At 35.0% G+C, this 19,625-nt stretch carries 20 protein-coding genes and 1 riboswitch; of the genes, 12 read left to right on the forward strand and 8 right to left on the reverse strand.

Annotation, left to right across the window (positions count from 1 at the left end):
• The first annotated feature begins 3 nt into the window (after window positions 1-3).
• On the forward strand, window positions 4-672 hold the full coding sequence (locus CC92_RS0119645; RefSeq protein WP_029501811.1) for a GDSL-type esterase/lipase family protein: 669 nt from the start codon (window positions 4-6) through the stop codon (window positions 670-672).
• A 189-nt stretch (window positions 673-861) separates the two neighbouring features.
• On the opposite strand, the gene CC92_RS0119650 is transcribed toward CC92_RS0119645, so the two are convergent.
• Window positions 862-1,554 (reverse strand): DUF421 domain-containing protein, encoded by a 693-nt coding sequence (locus CC92_RS0119650; RefSeq protein WP_029501810.1) that lies wholly within the window; start codon window positions 1,552-1,554, stop codon window positions 862-864.
• Between the two features lie 285 nt (window positions 1,555-1,839).
• On the opposite strand from CC92_RS0119650, the gene CC92_RS0119655 reads away from it, so the two are divergent.
• The gene (locus CC92_RS0119655; RefSeq protein ID WP_029501809.1) at window positions 1,840-3,918 is read left to right on the forward strand and encodes a beta-galactosidase; all 2,079 of its coding nucleotides are present in this window, start codon (window positions 1,840-1,842) and stop codon (window positions 3,916-3,918) included.
• A 57-nt stretch (window positions 3,919-3,975) separates the two neighbouring features.
• Window positions 3,976-4,440 carry a hypothetical protein gene (locus CC92_RS0119660; RefSeq protein WP_029501808.1) on the forward strand — a complete coding sequence of 155 codons (465 nt, stop codon included), beginning with the start codon at window positions 3,976-3,978 and terminating at the stop codon, window positions 4,438-4,440.
• A 112-nt stretch (window positions 4,441-4,552) separates the two neighbouring features.
• Here CC92_RS0119660 and CC92_RS21955 read toward each other — a convergent pair whose 3' ends face one another.
• A complete protein-coding gene (locus CC92_RS21955) occupies window positions 4,553-4,912 on the reverse strand; it encodes a pyridoxamine 5'-phosphate oxidase family protein (protein WP_051650605.1) in 360 nt (119 codons plus the stop codon).
• Window positions 4,913-5,109: 197 nt separating this feature from the next.
• Between CC92_RS21955 and CC92_RS21255 the strand changes: the two genes are divergently transcribed.
• Both CC92_RS21255 and CC92_RS22335 read left to right on the forward strand, forming a co-directional pair.
• The gene (locus CC92_RS21255; RefSeq protein WP_034218362.1) at window positions 5,110-6,207 is read left to right on the forward strand and encodes a hypothetical protein; all 1,098 of its coding nucleotides are present in this window, start codon (window positions 5,110-5,112) and stop codon (window positions 6,205-6,207) included.
• A gap of 209 nt (window positions 6,208-6,416) precedes the next feature.
• Window positions 6,417-6,587, forward strand: coding sequence for a DUF1540 domain-containing protein (locus CC92_RS22335; RefSeq protein WP_081841767.1), 171 nt, complete (start codon window positions 6,417-6,419; stop codon window positions 6,585-6,587).
• Between the two features lie 105 nt (window positions 6,588-6,692).
• On the opposite strand, the gene CC92_RS0119680 is transcribed toward CC92_RS22335, so the two are convergent.
• The 3 genes from CC92_RS0119680 to CC92_RS0119690 form a co-directional block, all read right to left on the reverse strand.
• Window positions 6,693-7,415 (reverse strand): hypothetical protein, encoded by a 723-nt coding sequence (locus CC92_RS0119680; protein ID WP_029501806.1) that lies wholly within the window; start codon window positions 7,413-7,415, stop codon window positions 6,693-6,695.
• Between the two features lie 146 nt (window positions 7,416-7,561).
• The gene (locus CC92_RS0119685) at window positions 7,562-8,842 is read right to left on the reverse strand and encodes a C40 family peptidase (RefSeq protein WP_051650604.1); all 1,281 of its coding nucleotides are present in this window, start codon (window positions 8,840-8,842) and stop codon (window positions 7,562-7,564) included.
• Window positions 8,843-9,137: 295 nt separating this feature from the next.
• Complete coding sequence (locus CC92_RS0119690; RefSeq protein ID WP_029501804.1) at window positions 9,138-10,982, reverse strand: hypothetical protein; 1,845 nt, start codon at window positions 10,980-10,982, stop codon at window positions 9,138-9,140.
• A gap of 192 nt (window positions 10,983-11,174) precedes the next feature.
• Here CC92_RS0119690 and CC92_RS0119695 point away from each other — a divergent pair, with 192 nt between their 5' ends.
• Both CC92_RS0119695 and CC92_RS0119700 read left to right on the forward strand, forming a co-directional pair.
• Window positions 11,175-11,507, forward strand: a complete 333-nt coding sequence (locus tag CC92_RS0119695) for an arsenate reductase family protein (protein ID WP_029501803.1) — start codon at window positions 11,175-11,177, stop codon at window positions 11,505-11,507.
• Between the two features lie 103 nt (window positions 11,508-11,610).
• A complete protein-coding gene (locus CC92_RS0119700; protein WP_029501802.1) occupies window positions 11,611-12,234 on the forward strand; it encodes a YczE/YyaS/YitT family protein in 624 nt (207 codons plus the stop codon).
• A 41-nt stretch (window positions 12,235-12,275) separates the two neighbouring features.
• Here CC92_RS0119700 and CC92_RS0119705 read toward each other — a convergent pair whose 3' ends face one another.
• Together CC92_RS0119705 and CC92_RS0119710 are read right to left on the reverse strand one after the other, a co-directional pair.
• Window positions 12,276-12,674 carry a hypothetical protein gene (locus CC92_RS0119705; RefSeq protein ID WP_029501801.1) on the reverse strand — a complete coding sequence of 133 codons (399 nt, stop codon included), beginning with the start codon at window positions 12,672-12,674 and terminating at the stop codon, window positions 12,276-12,278.
• 278 nt (window positions 12,675-12,952) lie between these two features.
• On the reverse strand, window positions 12,953-13,618 hold the full coding sequence (locus tag CC92_RS0119710; protein ID WP_029501800.1) for an energy-coupled thiamine transporter ThiT: 666 nt from the start codon (window positions 13,616-13,618) through the stop codon (window positions 12,953-12,955).
• A 42-nt stretch (window positions 13,619-13,660) separates the two neighbouring features.
• A riboswitch (TPP riboswitch) is annotated at window positions 13,661-13,764 on the reverse strand.
• 232 nt (window positions 13,765-13,996) lie between these two features.
• Between CC92_RS0119710 and CC92_RS21260 the strand changes: the two genes are divergently transcribed.
• A complete protein-coding gene (locus tag CC92_RS21260; RefSeq protein ID WP_029501799.1) occupies window positions 13,997-14,467 on the forward strand; it encodes a pyrimidine dimer DNA glycosylase/endonuclease V in 471 nt (156 codons plus the stop codon).
• Here CC92_RS21260 and CC92_RS21960 read toward each other — a convergent pair whose 3' ends face one another.
• Complete coding sequence (locus CC92_RS21960) at window positions 14,468-15,274, reverse strand: helix-turn-helix domain-containing protein (RefSeq protein ID WP_051650603.1); 807 nt, start codon at window positions 15,272-15,274, stop codon at window positions 14,468-14,470.
• A gap of 186 nt (window positions 15,275-15,460) precedes the next feature.
• On the opposite strand from CC92_RS21960, the gene CC92_RS0119730 reads away from it, so the two are divergent.
• The 4 genes from CC92_RS0119730 (at window position 15,461) to CC92_RS0119745 (ending at window position 19,477) form a co-directional block, all read left to right on the forward strand.
• Window positions 15,461-16,423, forward strand: coding sequence for an ABC transporter permease (locus tag CC92_RS0119730; RefSeq protein ID WP_029501797.1), 963 nt, complete (start codon window positions 15,461-15,463; stop codon window positions 16,421-16,423).
• Window positions 16,420-17,388, forward strand: a complete 969-nt coding sequence (locus CC92_RS0119735; RefSeq protein ID WP_029501796.1) for an iron chelate uptake ABC transporter family permease subunit — start codon at window positions 16,420-16,422, stop codon at window positions 17,386-17,388. Before CC92_RS0119730 ends, CC92_RS0119735 begins: the two co-directional genes overlap by 4 nt.
• Window positions 17,385-18,143, forward strand: coding sequence for an ABC transporter ATP-binding protein (locus CC92_RS0119740; RefSeq protein ID WP_029501795.1), 759 nt, complete (start codon window positions 17,385-17,387; stop codon window positions 18,141-18,143). Before CC92_RS0119735 ends, CC92_RS0119740 begins: the two co-directional genes overlap by 4 nt.
• A gap of 299 nt (window positions 18,144-18,442) precedes the next feature.
• Window positions 18,443-19,477: a siderophore ABC transporter substrate-binding protein gene (locus CC92_RS0119745; protein WP_051650601.1), complete on the forward strand. Its 1,035-nt coding sequence runs from the start codon at window positions 18,443-18,445 to the stop codon at window positions 19,475-19,477.
• Window positions 19,478-19,625 lie beyond the last annotated feature (148 nt).

Raw genomic sequence — 19,625 nt, forward strand, 5'->3', positions numbered from 1 at the left:
ACCATGGAAACAAAAAGGGTGGTCTGCATTGGGGATAGTATTACAGAAGGTTTTGGCTTAGGAGAAGGAACGCTGATAACCTATCCATCCATTCTTGGACACTTATTAGGAAATGACTATAAGGTATATAACCAAGGTGTAACCTGTAGTTGTGTATTAAATAAAACGATAGAGGGAAGTATTATGGGGCTTCCCTATGTTAGGCAAGAAAGGTTTACACAGGCACTAAGTGTTAAGGGAAACATATATATTATTATGCTTGGAACGAATGATGCACAGGATGGGATGGACGATATACATCCAATTCAGGATGAAAAAAATAATTTGATTGCCTATCATAAAGAGTTTCCAATCTATTATCAAAAGATAATAGATGCAATAAAAGAAGTAAGTCCACTAGCAAAGATTTTCATCTGTAAACCAGTTCCCATTCTAAAATGTATTTGGCGAAAACACAAGGAAGAATACTTAGAACTACTATTACCGTATCTAGAATACCTAGAGGAAACCAACGATAAGGTATATCTCATAGATGTGCATCAAGCGTTTGGTGAAATAACCGGAGAAAATATACAGAAGTTTTACCAAGAAGATGGTCTTCATCCGAACAAAGAAGGGGCGAATTTAATCGCACATATTATATACGATGCACTATTAAATTATGCAGGATAAGATAGTTTGATTCTAGATATTAAAACATAGGGCTTTTTAAACTTCATACAATGCGAGGGATAGAAAATGGAATATTCCAAAGAAGAGTAGTTCGCTACTCGATGGAATATTCCATTTGTGTTATATGTTATTCTATGTTAGATTTCAATACCGCATGGAAAGAGATAAAAAGGAATCATAACAGGTATTTTATGATGCATTCTCCTTTTTATAGCGTTTATATGCTGTGATTTCATGCTTGTGATTGCAAGTGACTAAAAGGAGGTCATGGTAATCATTATAACCTTGAGATTTTAGTTGCTTTATTAGCCAAGCCTCATCGAGTCCAAGTAACTTTAAATTAGATACGATCATGATACCGTCAAGGACTAGATTAAATACCATGTATTCTTGTGGTACTTTGATATTAAGATCTTTTGGGGTGGCTGGTTTATGAAGAGTTTTTGGAAGGATACTCACGGTACCGTTAGGCTCAAGGAGAGCAGTCTGAATTGCAGTAATGTCAAAATAACCGCTGTTACGGCACTGTATTTGAAATTCTTCTATATCAATTTTAGCTTTTTTAAAATTTTCATAATAAAGTTTATCATTATCTAGCAGTACAAGCGGGTAACCGTTAACAAAACGGGAAAATCCAAGCCACTTATCGGTTGCAATTGAAAGAACTACAGCAACGATACTATAGATAATCATTGCGATTAATGGATATATCGGGTTTTCAAGATCAGTAGCCATCTCTGCGGCTATGGAACCGATAGTTATCCCGTTAATGTAATCAAATAAACTCATTTGTGACATCTGCCGATAACCAATAAACTTACATAGAAAAAATAATGCAACGATGGAGGCAAAAGAAGCCATAATTACTTTTATGATAGACATTGTAACTTCTCCTTTTTTTTATTTTCATAAATTCAAAGCAGTATATTACTGTATAGAATTTATTGCAATATGGTGGTAGTATGCGGTTATTGAAGAGAAAATATGCGGATTTTTTAATTCCAATATCTGATACAAAAACTAATTTTCTTACCACTTTTCATACTTTACCGAATACTATGGAAATAGTATACGAAAGCTATTAAAAATTAAATTATTTAAGAAGATTATAAAGTAATGTAAATAGAAGGAATGCTAATTTGTTCAAGAGTTATTATGGAGGATGTAATGAATTATACGGATTATGGATTTAAACCAGAGTACTTAACAAAGAATAATCAGCCATGGTTTCCAATGATGGGAGAATTCCACTATAGTAGGTATCCGAAGAAACTATGGAGAGATGCACTATATAAGATGAAAGCTGGAGGCATTGAAATTGTATCAACTTATGCATTTTGGATTCATCATGAGGAGATGGAAGGAGAATACGATTTTACAGGAAGAAGGGACTTAAGAGAGTTTACCAAGACAGTAATGGATTGCGGTCTTACGATGTTTTTACGTATTGGGCCGTGGTGTCACGGTGAAGTTCGTAACGGAGGATTTCCGGATTGGCTGCTTCACAAAGGGTTTGAGGTTAGAACCAATAACGAGGAGTATTTCCATGAAGTATTTAAATATTATACAAAATTATTGGAACAGGTAGAAGGATATTTACATAAAGATGGAGGCCCTATCATAGGCATACAAATAGAAAATGAGTATGGACATGCAGGCGGTTTAACTGGAGAAGACGGGGAAACTCATATGCGACGGTTAAAAAAGATGGCAGAGGATATTGGTTTTAAGGTACCTTATTACACTGCAACTGGATGGGGTGGTGCAATGACAGGAGGTATGTTACCTGTTATGGGAGGTTATTGTGAAGCTCCATGGGATCAGCGCATTACAGAGATAGAACCAAGCGGGAATTATATTTTTACTTATGAGAGAAACGATCATAATATAGGAAGTGATTATGGTTTTGGTACTGGAATTACATATGATTTAACAAAATTTCCATTTTTAACTGCAGAGCTTGGTGGAGGTTTACAAGTAACGAAACATCGTCGTCCAATCGCCCATTCGAAAGATATCGGAGCGATGTCGATGGTGAAGCTTGGCTGTGGAGTAAATTTATTAGGGTATTATATGTATCATGGTGGCACTAATCCAAAGGGTAAATTCACAACGCTTCAGGAATCAAAAGAAACTGGCTATCCAAGTGATTTGCCACTGTACTCCTATGATTTTGCAGCGCCAATTCGTGAGTATGGACAAATATCGGAAACCTACAAGGAGATAAAGCTACTTGCCATGTTTATTCAGGATTTTGGAAGTGAGTTATGTAAGATGCCGGCGTTTATACCAATCGATAATCCAATTATCCCTTCTGATGTAACAAAGCTTCGTACTTCGGTAAGACACAATGGTACGAGCGGTTATGTTTTTGTGAATAATTATCAGAAAAATCAAACGATGGCTGAGCATACCGAGGTAAGATTAACAGTAGAATTACCAAAGGAGACAATTCAGTTTCCTCTTATCACCGTTAAAAACAGAGATTATTTTTTCTATCCTTTTCATATGAAGATAGGGAAGGCAACCTTAGTCGCAGCCCTAGCAACGCCCCTATGCAAATTAGAAGGTGATAATACAACCTATGTTTTTTATGGAGACAGGGAACCACAATTTCAGATTGAGGGTGAGATTAAGGAGGACACGCTACTGTGGATTTCGAGAGAAGAGGCAAAGAATGCATGGAAAGTGCGACTAGATAGAGACTATCTTATTATTACAGACGGAACAATTATGGAGCAAATGCCTGGGTATGAAGTACGTTATCAAAACAACTCGGATTTAAAGTCATATCCAGAGTTGAAAGTATGTCCAGATGGCTTTGAATTTGCTGGTATGGAGGGACGCTTTGCAAAATATATTCAAAGCGTGAAGCATTCGGAATGTACTGCTAAGATATCAAGCATAAAAGAAAAGAATAATCAAAAAAAGTATGAGATAAGCATTCAGTACACAAAAGAACCTTTAAAAGAATGCTACTTAATCCTTGATTTTGTTGGTGAAAGTCTTACTTATTCTATCAATGGTGAGCTTATTGGAGACTGGTTCTATACGGGACAGCCGTTTATATTGGAACTTACGAGATTTCATAATCCAAATAACATTTCTATTACAGTAGAGGCTTTGCACAAGGGAGCTCCGATTTATCTAGAAGAATGGCCAGATTGGAAGGATGGTTATGCTTGTAATATAGATAATATTGATACCAAATCTATATTTTGCACTACAATAAGTGAGAACCATTGATAGGATGAGGTCATATAATAGGAATGACAAATTTCTAATATAGGTTAGCGGGAAAACATGGCAAACGAAGCTAAGAATTTATTACGAAATCCAGAATGGGCACCAGGGAAGAGTGGTGGACCAGAATTTTTTTCTGGAGATGGGCCAATTACCTATGATAATTTCGAATTAAATGGTTTTCGCACTTGTAGTATCACTATGGGAGATGGAAATACAGCAGAGGATGGTTATGACCTATTCTTTGATGTCAGTGGTAAGAAGTTTCTTATGGTAGGGTTGACAATGAGAGCAATTGAAATAACGGAGTTTGAGTTTCTAGTTGAATTTTTTACTAGTGAAAAAATAAGTGTCAGTGAACTAAGGAAGAACTTGACTGTTGAGGTACAGCCGGAATGGAGTAATGTATATACATTTTTTGAGATTCCAAATAATACTGTGTATGGAACATTTCGTTGGTACTTTTATAACAAGGTAACAGCATGTACCTACTGCGCACCTGCAGCATATGCGATTAACGAATAATTTAAAAAACATACTAGAAGCAGAGATGAATAAATCTGATTTTGAAGGATTATTCCTTACAATAAAGGTTATTTATCTCTGCTATTTCTTGTGATAAAACTAAGAATGCTAATTATAGCATATAACAGCGTCCCGTTATATGATTTGACGAAACTTCTAGGAGAGAATTTTCATGAATAGGAGGGCATATTGTTACTGTACCATTTACTAGAATACTAAAAAAATAGTTTTCTCTTAAGAGCTCAAATTCCAAACATACCTTCTGATTATGTTCCATACAGTGCATCTTTTTTCCGTTACGAGAACTAAATAGTGTAAAGAATAGATAATTACCTTTTGGTTCATAAGAAAAATACATAGGAACGATATAGGGTTGATTGTTTTCTACTACCCCCAGATGGCACCATTTTGTATGTTTTAGTATGGATAGAATTTCTTTCATGGTAAGTTCGCAGTATTCTTGATTTACCATATAGAACCTCTAATACTTATTTAATATATAATCTATGCGTGATGTTGAAATTTGTATGTAATACTAGGTTAAAAGTTTAAAATAAATGCTTGTATTTGGACGTTCTTTGAAAAATATGATGATTTAAGGTAGAATGAATAACACTTTTATACTTTTAGAATAAGATATATTGTATTTATCCTTTCAAGGAGTAAGTTATGTATAATCGAAGTAACAGATGCCAAACGAGTTGTAATACTAAAAATAATGCGTTGGGTAGCAGTACTGGGCGTTCTATGTACAATCATACTATGATGAATCCAACTTCTGGGGCATGTAACACTATGCGTCATGAATGCGGTCACAAAAAAGAGATGGAATACGACTGTAAGAAGGAAATGGATTATGGTTGTAAGAAAGAGATGGATTGTGGTTGTAAGAGAGAAATGGATCATGGTTGCATGAAAGAAATGGATCGTGGTTGTATGAAGGAAATGGATCATGGTTGCATGAAAGAAATGGATCGTGGTTGTATGAAGGAAATGGATCATGGCTGCAAGAAAGAGATGGAATGTGGCTGTATGAAAGAAATGGATCATGGCTGCAAGAAAGAGATGGAATGTGGCTGTATGAAAGAAATGGATCATGGCTGCAAGAAAGAGATGGAATGTGGCTGTATGAAAGAAATGGATCATGGCTGCAGAAGAGAAATGGATTATGGTTGTATGAAAGAAATGGATCATGGTTGTAAAAAAGAAATGGAATGTGGCTGCAAGAAAGAAATGGAATGTGGCTGTATGAAAGAATTGAGTTGTGATAAGGAAGTTCAGTGCGATTGTGAGATGAATCGTGGATGTAATATGAATATGAACTATGGTTGTGAAGAAAGTAGTTGCTGTTCTCCACGTATGTCCCATGAAGAGTTTTATTGCTTATTGCATCAACTTTTACAGTATGAGGAAGGAGCAGATGCAGAGTTTTGCAAAGCGAAAAAAGACTTACAGGAAGTGTTAGGACATCTCCAATATGGAATTGGGTGCAATACTAAAATTGCTGAACTATATTGCATGATAAATGAATGGTTGGATTGTTATGAAGAACAAAATAGTTGTGAATGCAATTGTAACGATAGTTGTAGAAATATGAGATGTGAACTGCATGAGATGGTGGAAACGATTCATAATATGCAGAAGGAAAGTTGTTCTCATGCATATGCTGCATGTCAATGCTTAATGGAAGCTAAGAAATTAACAGATTGTATGTTAGAATTTAGAGAAAAAGTAATGAGAAATTGTTATCCTAGACAATGTAAATAATTTAATTAAATATAAAATTTATTAAATATATCATGCTGTCATTTTGTAAAAAAGTGACAGCATATTTTATGATGGTTACGTTATACTATACTTAGTGTGATTAAAGCACGCAAATTAGGATGAAATATCCTATATGAGTTTTTGAGTGTTGCTCGAAACATTAAAGTCTAATCAAATTTGATTTTTAAAAGAAAGAGAGGAAGAGGAATATGATGAAGAATGAAAGTATCGGTTGTACTATTAACAACTGTAAATTCCATGCTCAGACTGAGAACTACTGTACTCTTGACCAAATAATGGTAGGTACTCATGAAGAAAATCCTACAAAGAAAGAATGCACAGACTGTGATTCTTTCGAATGCAAGGCTGGATGCCAATAATGTAATTAGGTACGAATAAAAACGTAACCTAAAAAGAACAACTCGAGCTATATTTTATTAGCAAATTCGAGTTGTTCTTTTTAAGTAATAAGTAAGACAGAGAACCTATTTCTTATTTTCTTGAAGGTTTATTGTTTCTTCCGTTACAGAAGTATAAAAATCATTTAATTTCTCATCAGCTTTTAAAGCAGCGATGAATTTATCATCCACTGACTTAATCAATTCTTGGACTTCTTCATGTTCATTTACGGTATTAAAGTATTCTGCAGTTTTTGGGTATAGCTTATCGAAGTATAGTTTTGGTTCACCATCGATATATTTGATGAAAAATCGATCAATCGAAGGAGCACAGGTTTCAATCGAGTTAATATGTAGATCATATTCTACATAGGCTACTAAATCAATTGCTTCATTTCCCTTTGCAACATGAACTACAATATTATCATAAGACTCGATGTACTCAACTTTACGTGCAGTTACATTAATATCCATGGAATCAGCGTCCACAGTGATAGAGTCATAGAGTTTTTTATCTACTTTAAGCTGAGATTTATAGTATTTTTTGATTAACTCATTAATTTCTTTATCTGTATTGATGGTTAAGAAGGTGTTTCCTTCTGGAATCTGTGTTGGTTCTTGCTCCACATAACTATCGATTGCTAAGTTCTCTTGTGACCGGCTCTCAGCAATGTCTGTGCTTGCTTCTTTTAATTGATTTTCTAGATCCTTCTTAGGAGTTTTTGGCAACTGCATTGCAGTTGTTACTGTGACTATCGTCGTTAATGCTAATGCAGCCAGTGCAATGTATAATTTTTTGTTATTCTTCATGGATATCTCCTTTTATTGTACTTTGAAATACGAATGTCGCTAAACGTAGCTTAATCTCACGATTCCGAAAGGATTGGAATCGTGAGATTTTTTAAATGTAAGTTCGTAAGAAATGGGGAATTTATTAGTGCTGTTCTCACATTACTTTAGTTAATAATCCTTCTCGCATAGAGAGGAGTTCTGTAGTTCCAACGGTTTGTCTTAATTCCGTCCTTATAGTTACTTGCATGCACTACACGGCCATCTCCAGTGTAGAGTGCAACGTGATTAACACGGCCACTTCTATCGCCATAAAATAGTAAATCTCCTGCTTGCAAATTACTATAGCTTGGTGTAATAGAACGACCGGCACCTCTAGCCTGTTCACGGGACGTTCTTGGAATACTATAACCAAAATTTTTATAGACCGCTAATACAAAACCAGAACAGTCAGCTCCATTGGTAAGGCTTGTTCCACCCCAACGATATGGATTCCCAACAAACTGAAGAGCGAAGCTTGCAATTTTATTACCTAGGCTTGTATTTTGGGAAGAGCCTGAATTGGTAGAACCTGAACTTCCTGAGTTTGAGGAATTAGAGGAACTGTTTGAATTAGAGGAGCTGTTTGAGTTAGAAGAGCTGCTTGAACCTGAAGATGAATTTCCAGAAGAATAGCTTGGGCGTTGTGTTTGTGCAAGTGCCTCTTTTCTAGCAGCTTCTTCTGCAGCTATTTTCGCTTCCTCTTCTTCTTTGCTGATAGCCTTTTTATACTGGTAGGTGACATCAACATAGTCCTTGTGCACAAAACCAGTTTCTTTCACTCCATTATTCTCACTTAAGAGAATTTCAAACCAATCATCATATTCCTTTACAATTTCTTTTTGCTCATGCTGTCCAATTTGTACTTTTATCTTTGCATCTGTACTCATGCGTTCGCGTACATTTAATGTCACACAAGTAGCTTTTATCTTCTTTGTAATTGTTTCTTTCTCAAATTTAGCCGCCCCTTTGTCATCATAAACGAGATAATCATTTAAGACGTATCCTACCACGGTACCAGATTTGATTTTTGTCCAGTTTTGTCCTTTTACTAACACTTGAGCCATTGCTCCACGGTGTAGTTTCCCTACAATATCAGAATCAGTATTCCAGCTGCTTCGTATGTTTACATAGTCTTCCGTATTAGAAAATGCGAGACCATCATATGGAGAAACACGATCTAATGCTTCTAGACGTTCTCCATCAACAAGAATCGGAGTTGTTATGTTTGATATGGATATTCCGGATTCTGATAATCGTTCCTTGTAATAGCTTTCCACAGCATGCCCCATTCCTCCGACAGATGTTTCATCTGTTAATGCAGCATCTGCTTTTACTATACTTAAGTTCATTCCTGCTACGAAAATAGATGTTGTCATAGCAATCCTTAGTGCTCCGGTTAATTTCATAAGTACCTCCAAAAATATTGCATTTGTTAAATAAATGTTACATAATTGTTACATCTTATAATACCTATGCTTGTTCCAAAAATCAACAGGTATTAATTTCTAAGGATGGTATAGATAGTTAATACCTATGTTTTACTGGTATTATTAATAAACGTAAAAAAAACGTTCTGTGCACTAAGTGAAGTGTCCAAAACGTTTTTATAAACAAATCCGATATAAAACTTAACAGTTATTACATATTTATGACAACTGGAAATCATAAAGTAATTAATGTAGACTAGAAATTTTAAAGTAATTAATGTGAATTAGGAATCCTAAAACAGCAACTCAAGGAGTTCTTAAAGTTACAAATCTGAGATTGTAACTGTTTTGTAGAGTGATAAAGTGCTATCTTTTGGTTAAAGTTATCGTCTAGATCTTTGAAGAGAAGTTCCCTATAATTCGGAATTGGATCAGTGCTTTGTGATACTTTAGAATCCACTAGGAAAGAGTAGCAGGAAGATAGGAAATCCTCACTAAGTTTACTATGGTAGGAGCGTATGGTTGGAATGATTTCATTCATCCCTAGGTACAATCTTTGAGAGAAATTCTCTAAATGTATCCCAGTTTGGCTTGTTACAAATAAATCAATAATAGGAATTGAGTTGCTTTTCATATTATCTTCCATATATTGCTCCAACTGTAAGATTCTCTCATTATGTAGCCCGAGGAAAGAGTCATCAAAAGGTAAAAAGGCTGGCATGGAGATATCGTATATATTATGTATCCATAAGCTACCATCTTTTTCTATTAGAAGACTGGTTCCATCAGGAATTTTAAAACTACATTGTTCGATGTAAAAAATCCCTTGCTTTGATAGAATGATATGATCAAACAGCACTACTTTTCCATTTAGATTTAATCGTATCTGTGGTAGATGCTTTATTTTATTGCCAAATAAGGAAAGTATTTGACTCATTCTATCATTGTCTTCTATTTTCTGTTGTAGTATTTCACAGTCATGATAAAGTTGGTCAATGCGATGTTTGATAAGTTTTCGGTTATCGCAAAGTTTTTTTAGCGGAAGATTGAATTCTGTTTCATAGCGTTGTGATAATTCGAAGAACGTCTTACTTTCTATTTTACATTGCGTATAAAGTGATTGGATACTTTCGTAGTGTTCCACCGTTTCGGAAAGTAATTCCGATTCAAGATGCCCCTCGATAGCACTGTGTTCATCTTTCCACCTGGTTAGCTTGTCTTTTATATAAGCATAATAAATAAGACTCTCCTCTTGTGTTAAAAATAACGTTTGATTGTTTGAGGTTAATTTCTCAGAGAGCGCATGAAGAAGTGATTGATCAGTTCCATAAGAGTTTAATTCTTGGAAAATTTCTTCTGCGTCCTTTGTAACTTTAGGTTCTGTAGAAATTGCAAGTAAGTTTTGTGAAACTATATCTTGATCTTCCGCGGGCATATGAAAAAAATCATGTGATAAAAAATACCCGCTTTCTAATTTATGTATGAATTGAATGGTTGGAAGGATATCTTTCTTTTCATAAAAGTCCTTGTAGTTTGCCATTCTTAACTTGTTTAGAATAATAGCAATGATGTGCAAAAGCACACGTAAAAGTAGTAGTACTACCGTGGTGCATAGAAAGAATGTCAGGAAGAGAATAGGGACTCTTCCCGTGGTGATTTTATTTAATAGGTTTGTAACACCGAATAGTCTATCTTCAAACATACTTGGATTATTGAAAAAACTAAGGTAGAGAATAGTTTTAACAATAAGAGAGATAGCCTCTGGAATTAAGTGTATTCCCTTAATAATCTGTTGAAACCGTAGATGCCATAGTTTATAGACTAGATTACATTTGATAAGTGAATACGGCAGTAAATAAGATAAGGTGATACCATAAGTTAAAGTTATGCTGGTATTTAAATGGTAACGATTGGTTATCAGTGTATAGAGTAAAATAGTTGGGACGACACTGAGAAGATAAATAATTATTGTGGAAATAGTATAATATAATATTTTTCTTGAGTTTTGTACCATTGTCTCATAAGTAGTTTTCTCTTTCGAATGATAACAGGAAAAACACAATCCCTGTGATTGTACGATATGGTTTTTATGGCATTTATTGCAAATAGTATCCGTCATATTAACCCCCTCCCCGAAAAACAACATAGACAAACAAGGTTAGATTCTGTATAGTTAGTTATACTAAATCTATTATACAATAGGAAAAAAGCTATGTCATGTAAAATATTACTAATTTTATAAGGAGAAAGTAAAAGAATTCTCGTTATCATAGTTATTATAATTATCATTGTAGAAAGGAAAAGCTTTTATATGAATATACAGATATTTGGCAAGTCAAAATGTTTTGATACGAAAAAGGCCGAAAGATATTTTAAAGAAAGAGGAGTAAAGTACCAATCGGTTGATATCTTAAGCAAAGGATTAAGTAAGGGCGAGTTTCATAGTGTATGTAATGCTCTTGGTGGATTTGAAGCTATCATTGATAAGTCTGCAAAAGATTATTACATGATTCAGTATCTATCCTCTGAAGATCAAGTGGAAAAACTTATGGAGATGCCAAAAATTTACAAAACCCCGATAGTACGTAATGGTTCTAAGGCAACCGTAGGCTTTTGCCCGGAAATCTGGAAAACATGGGATTAGAGTAATGTGAGAAGAACTTGCACGAAACGAAAAATGAATGGAATGCTAACGTAGTGTAAAATTCATGAAATATGATGATTACCTAGGCTAGAAAGGATGACACATGAAAAAAAATTTCTTGATTAAATTAGTGCTCGCTTTGATAGGAATTTTATTTATTGGAGTTGGGGTCGGGTTTAATGCTTCGTCTTTGTTCGGAAATGATCCTATTGCCTTACTTTATGATGGTGTTAGAAATGCTCTTTCCCTACCAGTTACACGACTTGGGTTGATATCGAATGTTGTAAATTATGCCATCATTATTTTACTATTTTTTATCGGAAGACATTATGTGAATATTGGTACAGCAGTGTATATTCTGCCGTTTGGTACTTTTGTTAATCTTGGTACCTTTTTATTTCCTAAGATATTTGTTACCGATACAGTACTTAACCGAGGAATCGGAGCTTTTATTGGATGCTTATTAATCTACGTGGGCGTATCCATCTATATTACGGTAGACATCGGTTTGGATCCCTTTACTGGTCTGGTAATGACAATCAATGACCATCTTCCATGGGGATTTGGAAAAACTAAAATATGCTTTGATTTCATTCTGATTATACTAGGCTTCTTACTTGGAGGTAAACTAGGTATGATTACCCTAATTACCGCTTTAACAGCGGGGCCTAGTATTCAGTATTTTACTAAGTTATTGAAAAGATTATCACATAAAATGAATTTATAAAATTGCAACTAAAAATACCGAAACCAATAAGAAAGAGAAGACTAATGGAATAACTCATTAGCCTTCTCTTTTAACTGTTCGCATAAAGTAAAGTCACTTAAGTACCAGATATCATTAATGCAAACATATGGTGATTGAATGGAAATGGTAATTTCTATGTCGTCATTGCTTTGTAAAGTATACTGGACTAAACTCTCATCAAAATTCATAGGATTTAAAATTTTTTGATGAAGAGGAAGACTCTGTAGTGTTGTTATGAGTTGATTTAAGTCCTTCGTATCATCAATCCGTATAATATCACCAGGCAGTAGGGACAATAAGGTGATGGACTTTATATCTGCTACCTGAATTGCCGTCAAACTAATATCCTTTGTACGAGAACAGGAAGCTAATAAAGTAGTAAACAAGAGGGAGAGTAATAATAGAGTCTTTTGCTTCATGTCATTAACAACCTTTCCTTTCTTTCATTCGAGTTCAAGATAGTCGAATATTATGTATGGGGATAGTCCGACCTCTACCTATAGAGATTAGACGAGAATACCTGGAAAAAAGTTTCAATCAAAAACGAAATTGTGTAAGGGAATTGTACAAGATGGTATCGAAATTTTATAGTTTATCATTGAGAAAAATGGTGAGAGTTAAACACTTAATATAAAAAAGCTGTCCTAAAATCTTATTAGGACAGCTAACTATAAAAAGATTTAAATGTAGAAAAGAGCTAATCTTGAAGTGACATCTTTTTTACTTGCTCAAATGCATTCTTCACCATAGGAAGAGATAGGATTGCCATAGTCGCAATACCCTCAGCATAGATATAAGCTCCATTATAAACAATAGAGTATAGGAGTGGATTCCAACCCTCCCAAGCGTATGCACCAAAGAAAATGTATCCGGATAACGTTGCAAATATCCACCTTCCTGTAATACCAACAAGATAACCTTTTAACAATCCGTTCTTGCTTTTGCAGAAGAGACCAGATAATCCAAGGGCACCAAAGGCAAGAGGATAGTCTACAAGAACCTGAGCAGGGTGATAAATATATGGTTTTATTATAAACTGTAGGATACCGTAAGCAACTGCTACAATAATACTTGTCTTTGCACCATAAAGATAACCAATTAAACATATAAATAGCATACTAAATAAGGTAACAGAGCCACCAAATGGAAAAGAATATACTTCAAGGTAAGAAGTCACAAGTGCTAATGCCATTGCTATAGCACAAAAAACTAATTGCTTTGTTGGTATTTTCTTTGTATTTTTATTTTTAGCGAATAAAGCAGCGACGATTACCAAGGTGAAAAGTAATACAATGAGTAACACATAACTAAGAGTTGTTAAACCGTATTCACCATCGACGGATGTAATGAATAAATCGCGCATAAAAAAACCTCCTTAAGTTTCACGGTAAATTGTGATTGCTTCGGAGGACGTTTGGTGCTTCCTTACGCCAGTACTAACTGGATCAAGTAATAAGGGTCAGTAGATAAGTCTACTTCTCAGCCAATGAGGCTCCCCTAGCAATACAATATACGGTTGTTATTTTCTATGTAATCAATGGAGTGCACAGTAGAGAAAATCGATTTTAAGTATACACCCTAAACGCATTTCCTTTTGATTCCATCGTTACTATAGCAAGATATTTCGTTAATGTCAAGTATAACTTAATAGAAGTTGGTTTATCAAACTTCTATTTATAATTTCTTAAATGTGCTTTTGTAGGAGACTTTTTTTACAATGGCACAATAGATCGAGGTTTCCATGAACTTATTTATTCTAGATGAGGATCTTAATAAAAGTATACAGTATCTCCCTGATAAGCATATTGTTAAAATGCCGGTAGAATCTGCGCAGATGTTGTGTGCTGCATTTTATGCACTGGAGTTTCCAATGGATGGTTTAAAGTTATATAAAGCAACTCATCTTATGCATCCTTGTACAATATGGGCTTATAGCTCTAAGGAAAACTGGTTATGGCTTCAGGAATATACAATTAAACTAGGGGAGGAATATAGTTATCGTTATGCAGGAAAACAACATAAATCAGTAGAGCTTATTAGGAATCTACCAGTTCCCGTAGATAATTCGAAAGGTTTACTACCTTTTGTTAAGTGCGTTCCAGAGGAATTAAAAAATCTTAATTTAATTGAAGCATATCGTCAATTTTTCATTCAATACAAAGGGCATTTAAAACAATATACCAAAAGAGAGGTTCCTGACTGGTGGAGATAATCAGCAAACTTCTTTATGATAAGCTCTCACCTCACTTGGACGAATATGATAATATTTTTTATATAATCGACTAAAGTATAAGGCATCGTCATATCCAACCTTTGCGGCAGCTAGTTGAACAGAGTCACCTTGCTTTAAAAGCTCGGTGGCTTTTTCTAGTCTTAGTTGGATAAGGTATTCAATCGGTCGAATTCCTAGGTGTTTATAAAACAGATGAGATAACTGTGCAGGAGCCTTCCCAAAGTAAGTCGCTAACTCTTTCAAGGTGATTGTAGTAGGGAGTTTTTCTTTCATATAATTACATAAGCTTTCGATAAATTGCTGCTCTGATGTATCTGGTTGATGAAAGACAGTATTCAAAAGTTTACGCATCTCTAATTCTAAGGTCAAGGTATGGTAATGATGGTTTGATGTGATCCGTTCCATCATTTTTTTTAACATAGTATGAGTTTTTTTCGCTTCCAATAACTTAATGTGAAACGAATTAGGAATACACTCTTTGGAAGACATGGTAGAGTTACCAATCGTATAGGAGAGTAATAAAAATTCAAAATCCACCTGATCCAATGAAAAAAGGTGGAGAGAGCTTCCGCTTTCTATATGTTGCACATAACTCGAGGTAAGATAAGTTGTGGATTGTTCATCGATGGTTAATTGTGCGCGACCTTTTATCGGAAACAAAAATCCACCCTGTGAAAATTTGCAATGAAGTGCTTCTGTACTAGTTACTGTAACCTGAATCAAGTTAATATTTTTTAATGCCTGGTTTTGAAATAGTGATGAAATGCCACGCATTTTCTCTATCATAGTAAAATCCTTTCTAAAAAAGTTCTAAGTGCTTCTAATAATGAAAGTCATTATCATTTGAGTGATTTTAGTTTATCATAATTTTTAAGATTTGTCCATAGATTAAAAATTGTCCATTCAACCAGAATAATTTCCTTGCTATACTTCCAACAATCAATGAAGAACAAGAACGTCAGGAGAAAAGCAGTGAAGAAAAGAAATGTTTTTATCATTATATTAATAATTGCATCCATTATTTCTGTCATGCTTGGAGCACAAGATTTTTCCCTTAAAAAAGCGTTGGTAATAGGATCTGCGGATAATCAATTGTTAATCTATAGTCGAATACCCAGACTTTTAGCAGTCTTGGTAACAGGAGCCGGTCTTAGTATCTCCGGTAAAATCATGCAGACGATGACGGGGAATCGATTTGTTTCACCAACGACGGCAGGAACGATGGAATGGTGTAAGTTTGGTATCTTATTATCCATCTTATTTTTTGGTGGACAGTCAATGATGATGAAAATGATGTTTGCATTTATTATCGCATTACTCGGAAGCCTTTTATTTGTACAGCTTCTTCAAAGAATTCCATTGAAAAGTCCCGTGATGGTACCCTTGATTGGATTGATGCTAGGTAATGTGGTCAGTTCACTCACTGCCTATGTAGCGTTTCAATATGATTTGGTACAAAACATATCATCCTGGTTACAAGGAAACTTCTCTTTGGTGGTAAAAGGAAGATATGAATTGCTTTATTTAGGAATTCCATTCGTTATTTTAGCTTATCTCTATGCGAAAAAGTTTACGATTGCTGGGATGGGTGAGAGTTTTGCAAAGAACCTAGGGCTAAATTATAAGTTTATCACAATTGTTGGGTTTGTAATAGTAGCATTCCTTGCTTCTATTATTACGGTATCCGTGGGGAGTATCGCCTTCTTAGGTCTAATTATTCCAAACATTATCTCAATTTATTTTGGTGATGACTTAAAGCATACCTTATTCGATACTGCCTTGCTTGGTGGAATCTTCTTATTATTCTGTGATATTTTAAGCAGAATTATCGTTTACCCTTATGAGGTTTCTGTAAGTGTAATTGTTAGCGTCTTAGGTGGAGCAATCTTTTTATTCCTGTTATTTCAAAAGAATAAGGAGGGAGGTACCGTATGAGAGTTAAGTCATTATCTAAAGAGAAAAGGAGTATCTTGATTTTAATCTTAATTGTTGCAATACTTACTTCCCTTTTTCTTTTCTTAGGTTTAACAGGGAAGAATATCAATTATTTTTTCCCGAGAAGATTACGTAAAGTATTAGCAGTATTTTTAGCAAGTTATTGTGTTGGATACTCTTCGGTATCCTTTCAGACGATTACGAACAACAAGATTTTAACTCCAAGTATCATTGGTCTGGATTCCTTGTACTTATTCTTACAAACAATCATTGTATTTTTCTTTGGTAATGCGGGTGTCAGTAAATTAACAGGTCTTCCTAATTACTTATTATCGATTGGATTAATGGTACTTTGCTCCTTCTTTCTTTTTTTTGGTATGTTTAAAGGAAACAGCAAAAATCTTTATTTTATGGTACTAGCTGGGACTATTTTCGGAGGTTTATTTTCCGGGCTGGCTTCTTTTATGCAGGTATTAATGGATCCAAATGAATTTTCGCTTGTTCAAGGGAAGATGTTTGCTAGCTTTAATCAGATGAATACGGATTTATTGTCAATCAGTATTGTGATTGTGGCTGTAATTGCTTTCTTGGCAAGAAGAGATTTCTCAAAACTGAATGCGCTAGGACTTGGTCAAGCACAAGCAATCAGTTTGGGTGTTCCCTACCGAAGAACAGTATTTAGAACATTAATGTATATTGCAATTTTAACAGCAGTTTCTACAGCACTCGTCGGGCCAATAACCTTTCTTGGTATCTTAGTTGTTAGTATAGCTAGGAATTTAGTTTCTACGTATCGCCATGAAATCAGAGTTCCGATTGCGGTATTATTAGGAGCACTTGCCCTACTTGGAGGATTACTATTTGTAGAACGTATTTTGCATCACTCGACTCAGATTAGTGTTGTTATTAATTTTATTGGTGGATGCTACTTTATTTATCTCGTGCTAAAGGAGGGAAAATCATGATAAAGACAAGAGGATTATCAAAAGTTTATGGAAATAAAAAAGTGGTAGATGACATTTCCATTACATTACCTAAAAATAAGCTGATTGCTTTTGTAGGCAGTAATGGAGCAGGAAAGAGTACACTTTTATCCTTAATTGGGCGAACCTTAGATCGAAGCAGTGGAGATTGTTACATTGATGAGAAAGAGGTAAAAGATTGGAACAGTAGAGAGCTTGCCAAACGACTTTCTATCTTAAGCCAAACGAATCACTTAAATATTCGACTAACGGTACATGAGCTAGTACAGTTTGGACGTTTTCCTTATAGCCAAGGGCGTTTAACCAAAGAGGATGAGAAGAAAGTTTCGGAGGCGATATCTTACATGGGGATGGATGCCTTAAAGGATCGCTACTTGGATGAATTAAGTGGCGGACAGCGCCAGATGGCGTATATCGCAATGTTATTAGCACAAGATACGGAGTATGTGTTTTTAGATGAGCCACTCAATAATCTTGATATGAAACATTCCGTACAAATTATGAAAATCCTAACCAAGATGGTAAAAGAACTTGGGAAAACAGTTATGGTAGTAATTCATGATATAAACTTTGTATCTTGTTATGCAGACTACATTATTGCGATGAAGGATGGAGAAATTGTCGCGAATGGACCTAGTGATGAGGTGATGAAACCACAGATGCTAGAAAAAGTATTTGGTATGGAAATAAAGGTTGAGCAATTCGGTGGAAACAATATCTGCCTTTATTACACCTAAAAATTTAACCTCATCAGGAAAGTCTCCCGCTTCTGTAAGCAGGGGGGGAGGAATTGCCTGTTTAAAATGCTACGTAGTAACATCGAGGTAAAGCAAACCAACAGCACTATGGCTAGTGCGACTGAAGCATGGATAATAAATGGGTTATCATCCCATTGATTATAAAGAAAGAAAAGGAGGATATAATGTTTCCTACTTGAACATGGTCTTAGTAGTAAATTGAGGATGCTACATTTCTAAATCTGAGACATGTCTAAATAAAAGAGGGCTATCATTATAGAGAAACATTATAAAGCAAAATGAGAAAATTTAATTTTCATAAGAGTGTCTTATCTGGCGCTAAAAAGAAGGTTTTTGCAGGTATTTTATTAGGAGTGATGGCAACAAGTGTTTTAGCTGGTTGCGCTAAAAAACAGGGAGATACACCGGAAGATAATTCAAATAAGGGTGAGGAGAGCACAGCTTCTGTGACACCATCACCTGAAGTAGAAGAAACAAGCGTTTCCTTAACTCATCCACTCGGAACGGTAACTTTAGAAGGAGTGGCAGAGAAAGTAGTAGTATTTGATATGGGTGCATTAGATACACTTGATTCTCTTTCTTTTGATGGTGCACTTGCAGTACCACACGGAAATATACCAACTTATCTAAGTAAATATGATGAGAATACCGTAAATGCTGGAGGTCTATTCGAGCCAGATATGGAAGCTATTTTCACTTTTGAACCGGATGTCATAATTATTGGTGGTAGACAGGTTGATTATTATGAAGAATTGAATGAGATTGCTCCAACTATTTATGTTGAGCTTAATGCAGATTCTTACATGGAGGATTTTAAACGTAACACCGAAAATATTGCAAAGGCGATTGGAAAAGAAGAGGAAGCTAAGACTGCAATTGACGGGATTATGAATAAGGTCGAAGAAGTGAAGAAGATTACAAACAGTAGTGATAAAAAAGGCTTGATTATTATGACGAACGATGGTTCCTTAAGCGCATACGGTCTTGGCTCTCGCTTTGGGATTATCCATGATGTCCTTGAAGTTAAGCCAGCAGATGAAACAATTGAAGTTTCCAAGCATGGTATGGAAGCTAGTTATGAGTATCTTGCTAAAGTAGATCCTGATATCCTATTTGTATTAGACCGTACTGTGATTGCAGGTGGCTCAACAACGGCTGATAAGACTCTTGATAATGAGTTAGTATTAGGAACAAAAGCTGCGAAAAATAATGCTATCATTACTCTTGATGCCGAATGCTGGTACTTATCGAGTGGTGGTATTAACTCCATGCAGGTTATGGTGTCGGAAGTAGAAGCGGCGATTAATAAATAATAGAGAATGAAATTATAGATAAGAAATTATGAGATAGGGAAATTAAAAGCTAAGTAATTTTTATTTATTTTCATAAATTAAAATTTTCAACCAAAACACTATGGGATGATAAATTCCCATAGTGTTTTGGTGAATCTAGGTATCATAT

This window comes from Lachnoclostridium phytofermentans, assembly GCF_000733755.1.
Classification (GTDB): domain Bacteria; phylum Bacillota; class Clostridia; order Lachnospirales; family Lachnospiraceae; genus Lachnoclostridium; species Lachnoclostridium phytofermentans_A.

What these genes read in the sequence shown, in the direction of transcription:
- CC92_RS0119660 (WP_029501808.1), top strand. Translation starts at nt 3,976, where the DNA reads ATGGCAAACGAAGCTAAGAATTTATTACGAAATCCAGAATGGGCACCA.
- CC92_RS0119740 (WP_029501795.1), top strand. Translation starts at nt 17,385, where the DNA reads ATGATAAAGACAAGAGGATTATCAAAAGTTTATGGAAATAAAAAAGTG.
- CC92_RS0119680 (WP_029501806.1), bottom strand. Translation starts at nt 7,415, where the DNA reads ATGAAGAATAACAAAAAATTATACATTGCACTGGCTGCATTAGCATTA.
- CC92_RS0119655 (WP_029501809.1), top strand. Translation starts at nt 1,840, where the DNA reads ATGAATTATACGGATTATGGATTTAAACCAGAGTACTTAACAAAGAAT.
- CC92_RS0119690 (WP_029501804.1), bottom strand. Translation starts at nt 10,982, where the DNA reads ATGACGGATACTATTTGCAATAAATGCCATAAAAACCATATCGTACAA.
- CC92_RS0119735 (WP_029501796.1), top strand. Translation starts at nt 16,420, where the DNA reads ATGAGAGTTAAGTCATTATCTAAAGAGAAAAGGAGTATCTTGATTTTA.
- CC92_RS22335 (WP_081841767.1), top strand. Translation starts at nt 6,417, where the DNA reads ATGATGAAGAATGAAAGTATCGGTTGTACTATTAACAACTGTAAATTC.
- CC92_RS0119685 (WP_051650604.1), bottom strand. Translation starts at nt 8,842, where the DNA reads ATGAAATTAACCGGAGCACTAAGGATTGCTATGACAACATCTATTTTC.
- CC92_RS0119700 (WP_029501802.1), top strand. Translation starts at nt 11,611, where the DNA reads ATGAAAAAAAATTTCTTGATTAAATTAGTGCTCGCTTTGATAGGAATT.
- CC92_RS0119705 (WP_029501801.1), bottom strand. Translation starts at nt 12,674, where the DNA reads ATGAAGCAAAAGACTCTATTATTACTCTCCCTCTTGTTTACTACTTTA.
- CC92_RS0119650 (WP_029501810.1), bottom strand. Translation starts at nt 1,554, where the DNA reads ATGTCTATCATAAAAGTAATTATGGCTTCTTTTGCCTCCATCGTTGCA.
- CC92_RS0119695 (WP_029501803.1), top strand. Translation starts at nt 11,175, where the DNA reads ATGAATATACAGATATTTGGCAAGTCAAAATGTTTTGATACGAAAAAG.
- CC92_RS21260 (WP_029501799.1), top strand. Translation starts at nt 13,997, where the DNA reads ATGAACTTATTTATTCTAGATGAGGATCTTAATAAAAGTATACAGTAT.
- CC92_RS21255 (WP_034218362.1), top strand. Translation starts at nt 5,110, where the DNA reads ATGTATAATCGAAGTAACAGATGCCAAACGAGTTGTAATACTAAAAAT.
- CC92_RS0119745 (WP_051650601.1), top strand. Translation starts at nt 18,443, where the DNA reads ATGAGAAAATTTAATTTTCATAAGAGTGTCTTATCTGGCGCTAAAAAG.
- CC92_RS0119710 (WP_029501800.1), bottom strand. Translation starts at nt 13,618, where the DNA reads ATGCGCGATTTATTCATTACATCCGTCGATGGTGAATACGGTTTAACA.
- CC92_RS0119645 (WP_029501811.1), top strand. Translation starts at nt 4, where the DNA reads ATGGAAACAAAAAGGGTGGTCTGCATTGGGGATAGTATTACAGAAGGT.
- CC92_RS21960 (WP_051650603.1), bottom strand. Translation starts at nt 15,274, where the DNA reads ATGATAGAGAAAATGCGTGGCATTTCATCACTATTTCAAAACCAGGCA.
- CC92_RS21955 (WP_051650605.1), bottom strand. Translation starts at nt 4,912, where the DNA reads ATGGTAAATCAAGAATACTGCGAACTTACCATGAAAGAAATTCTATCC.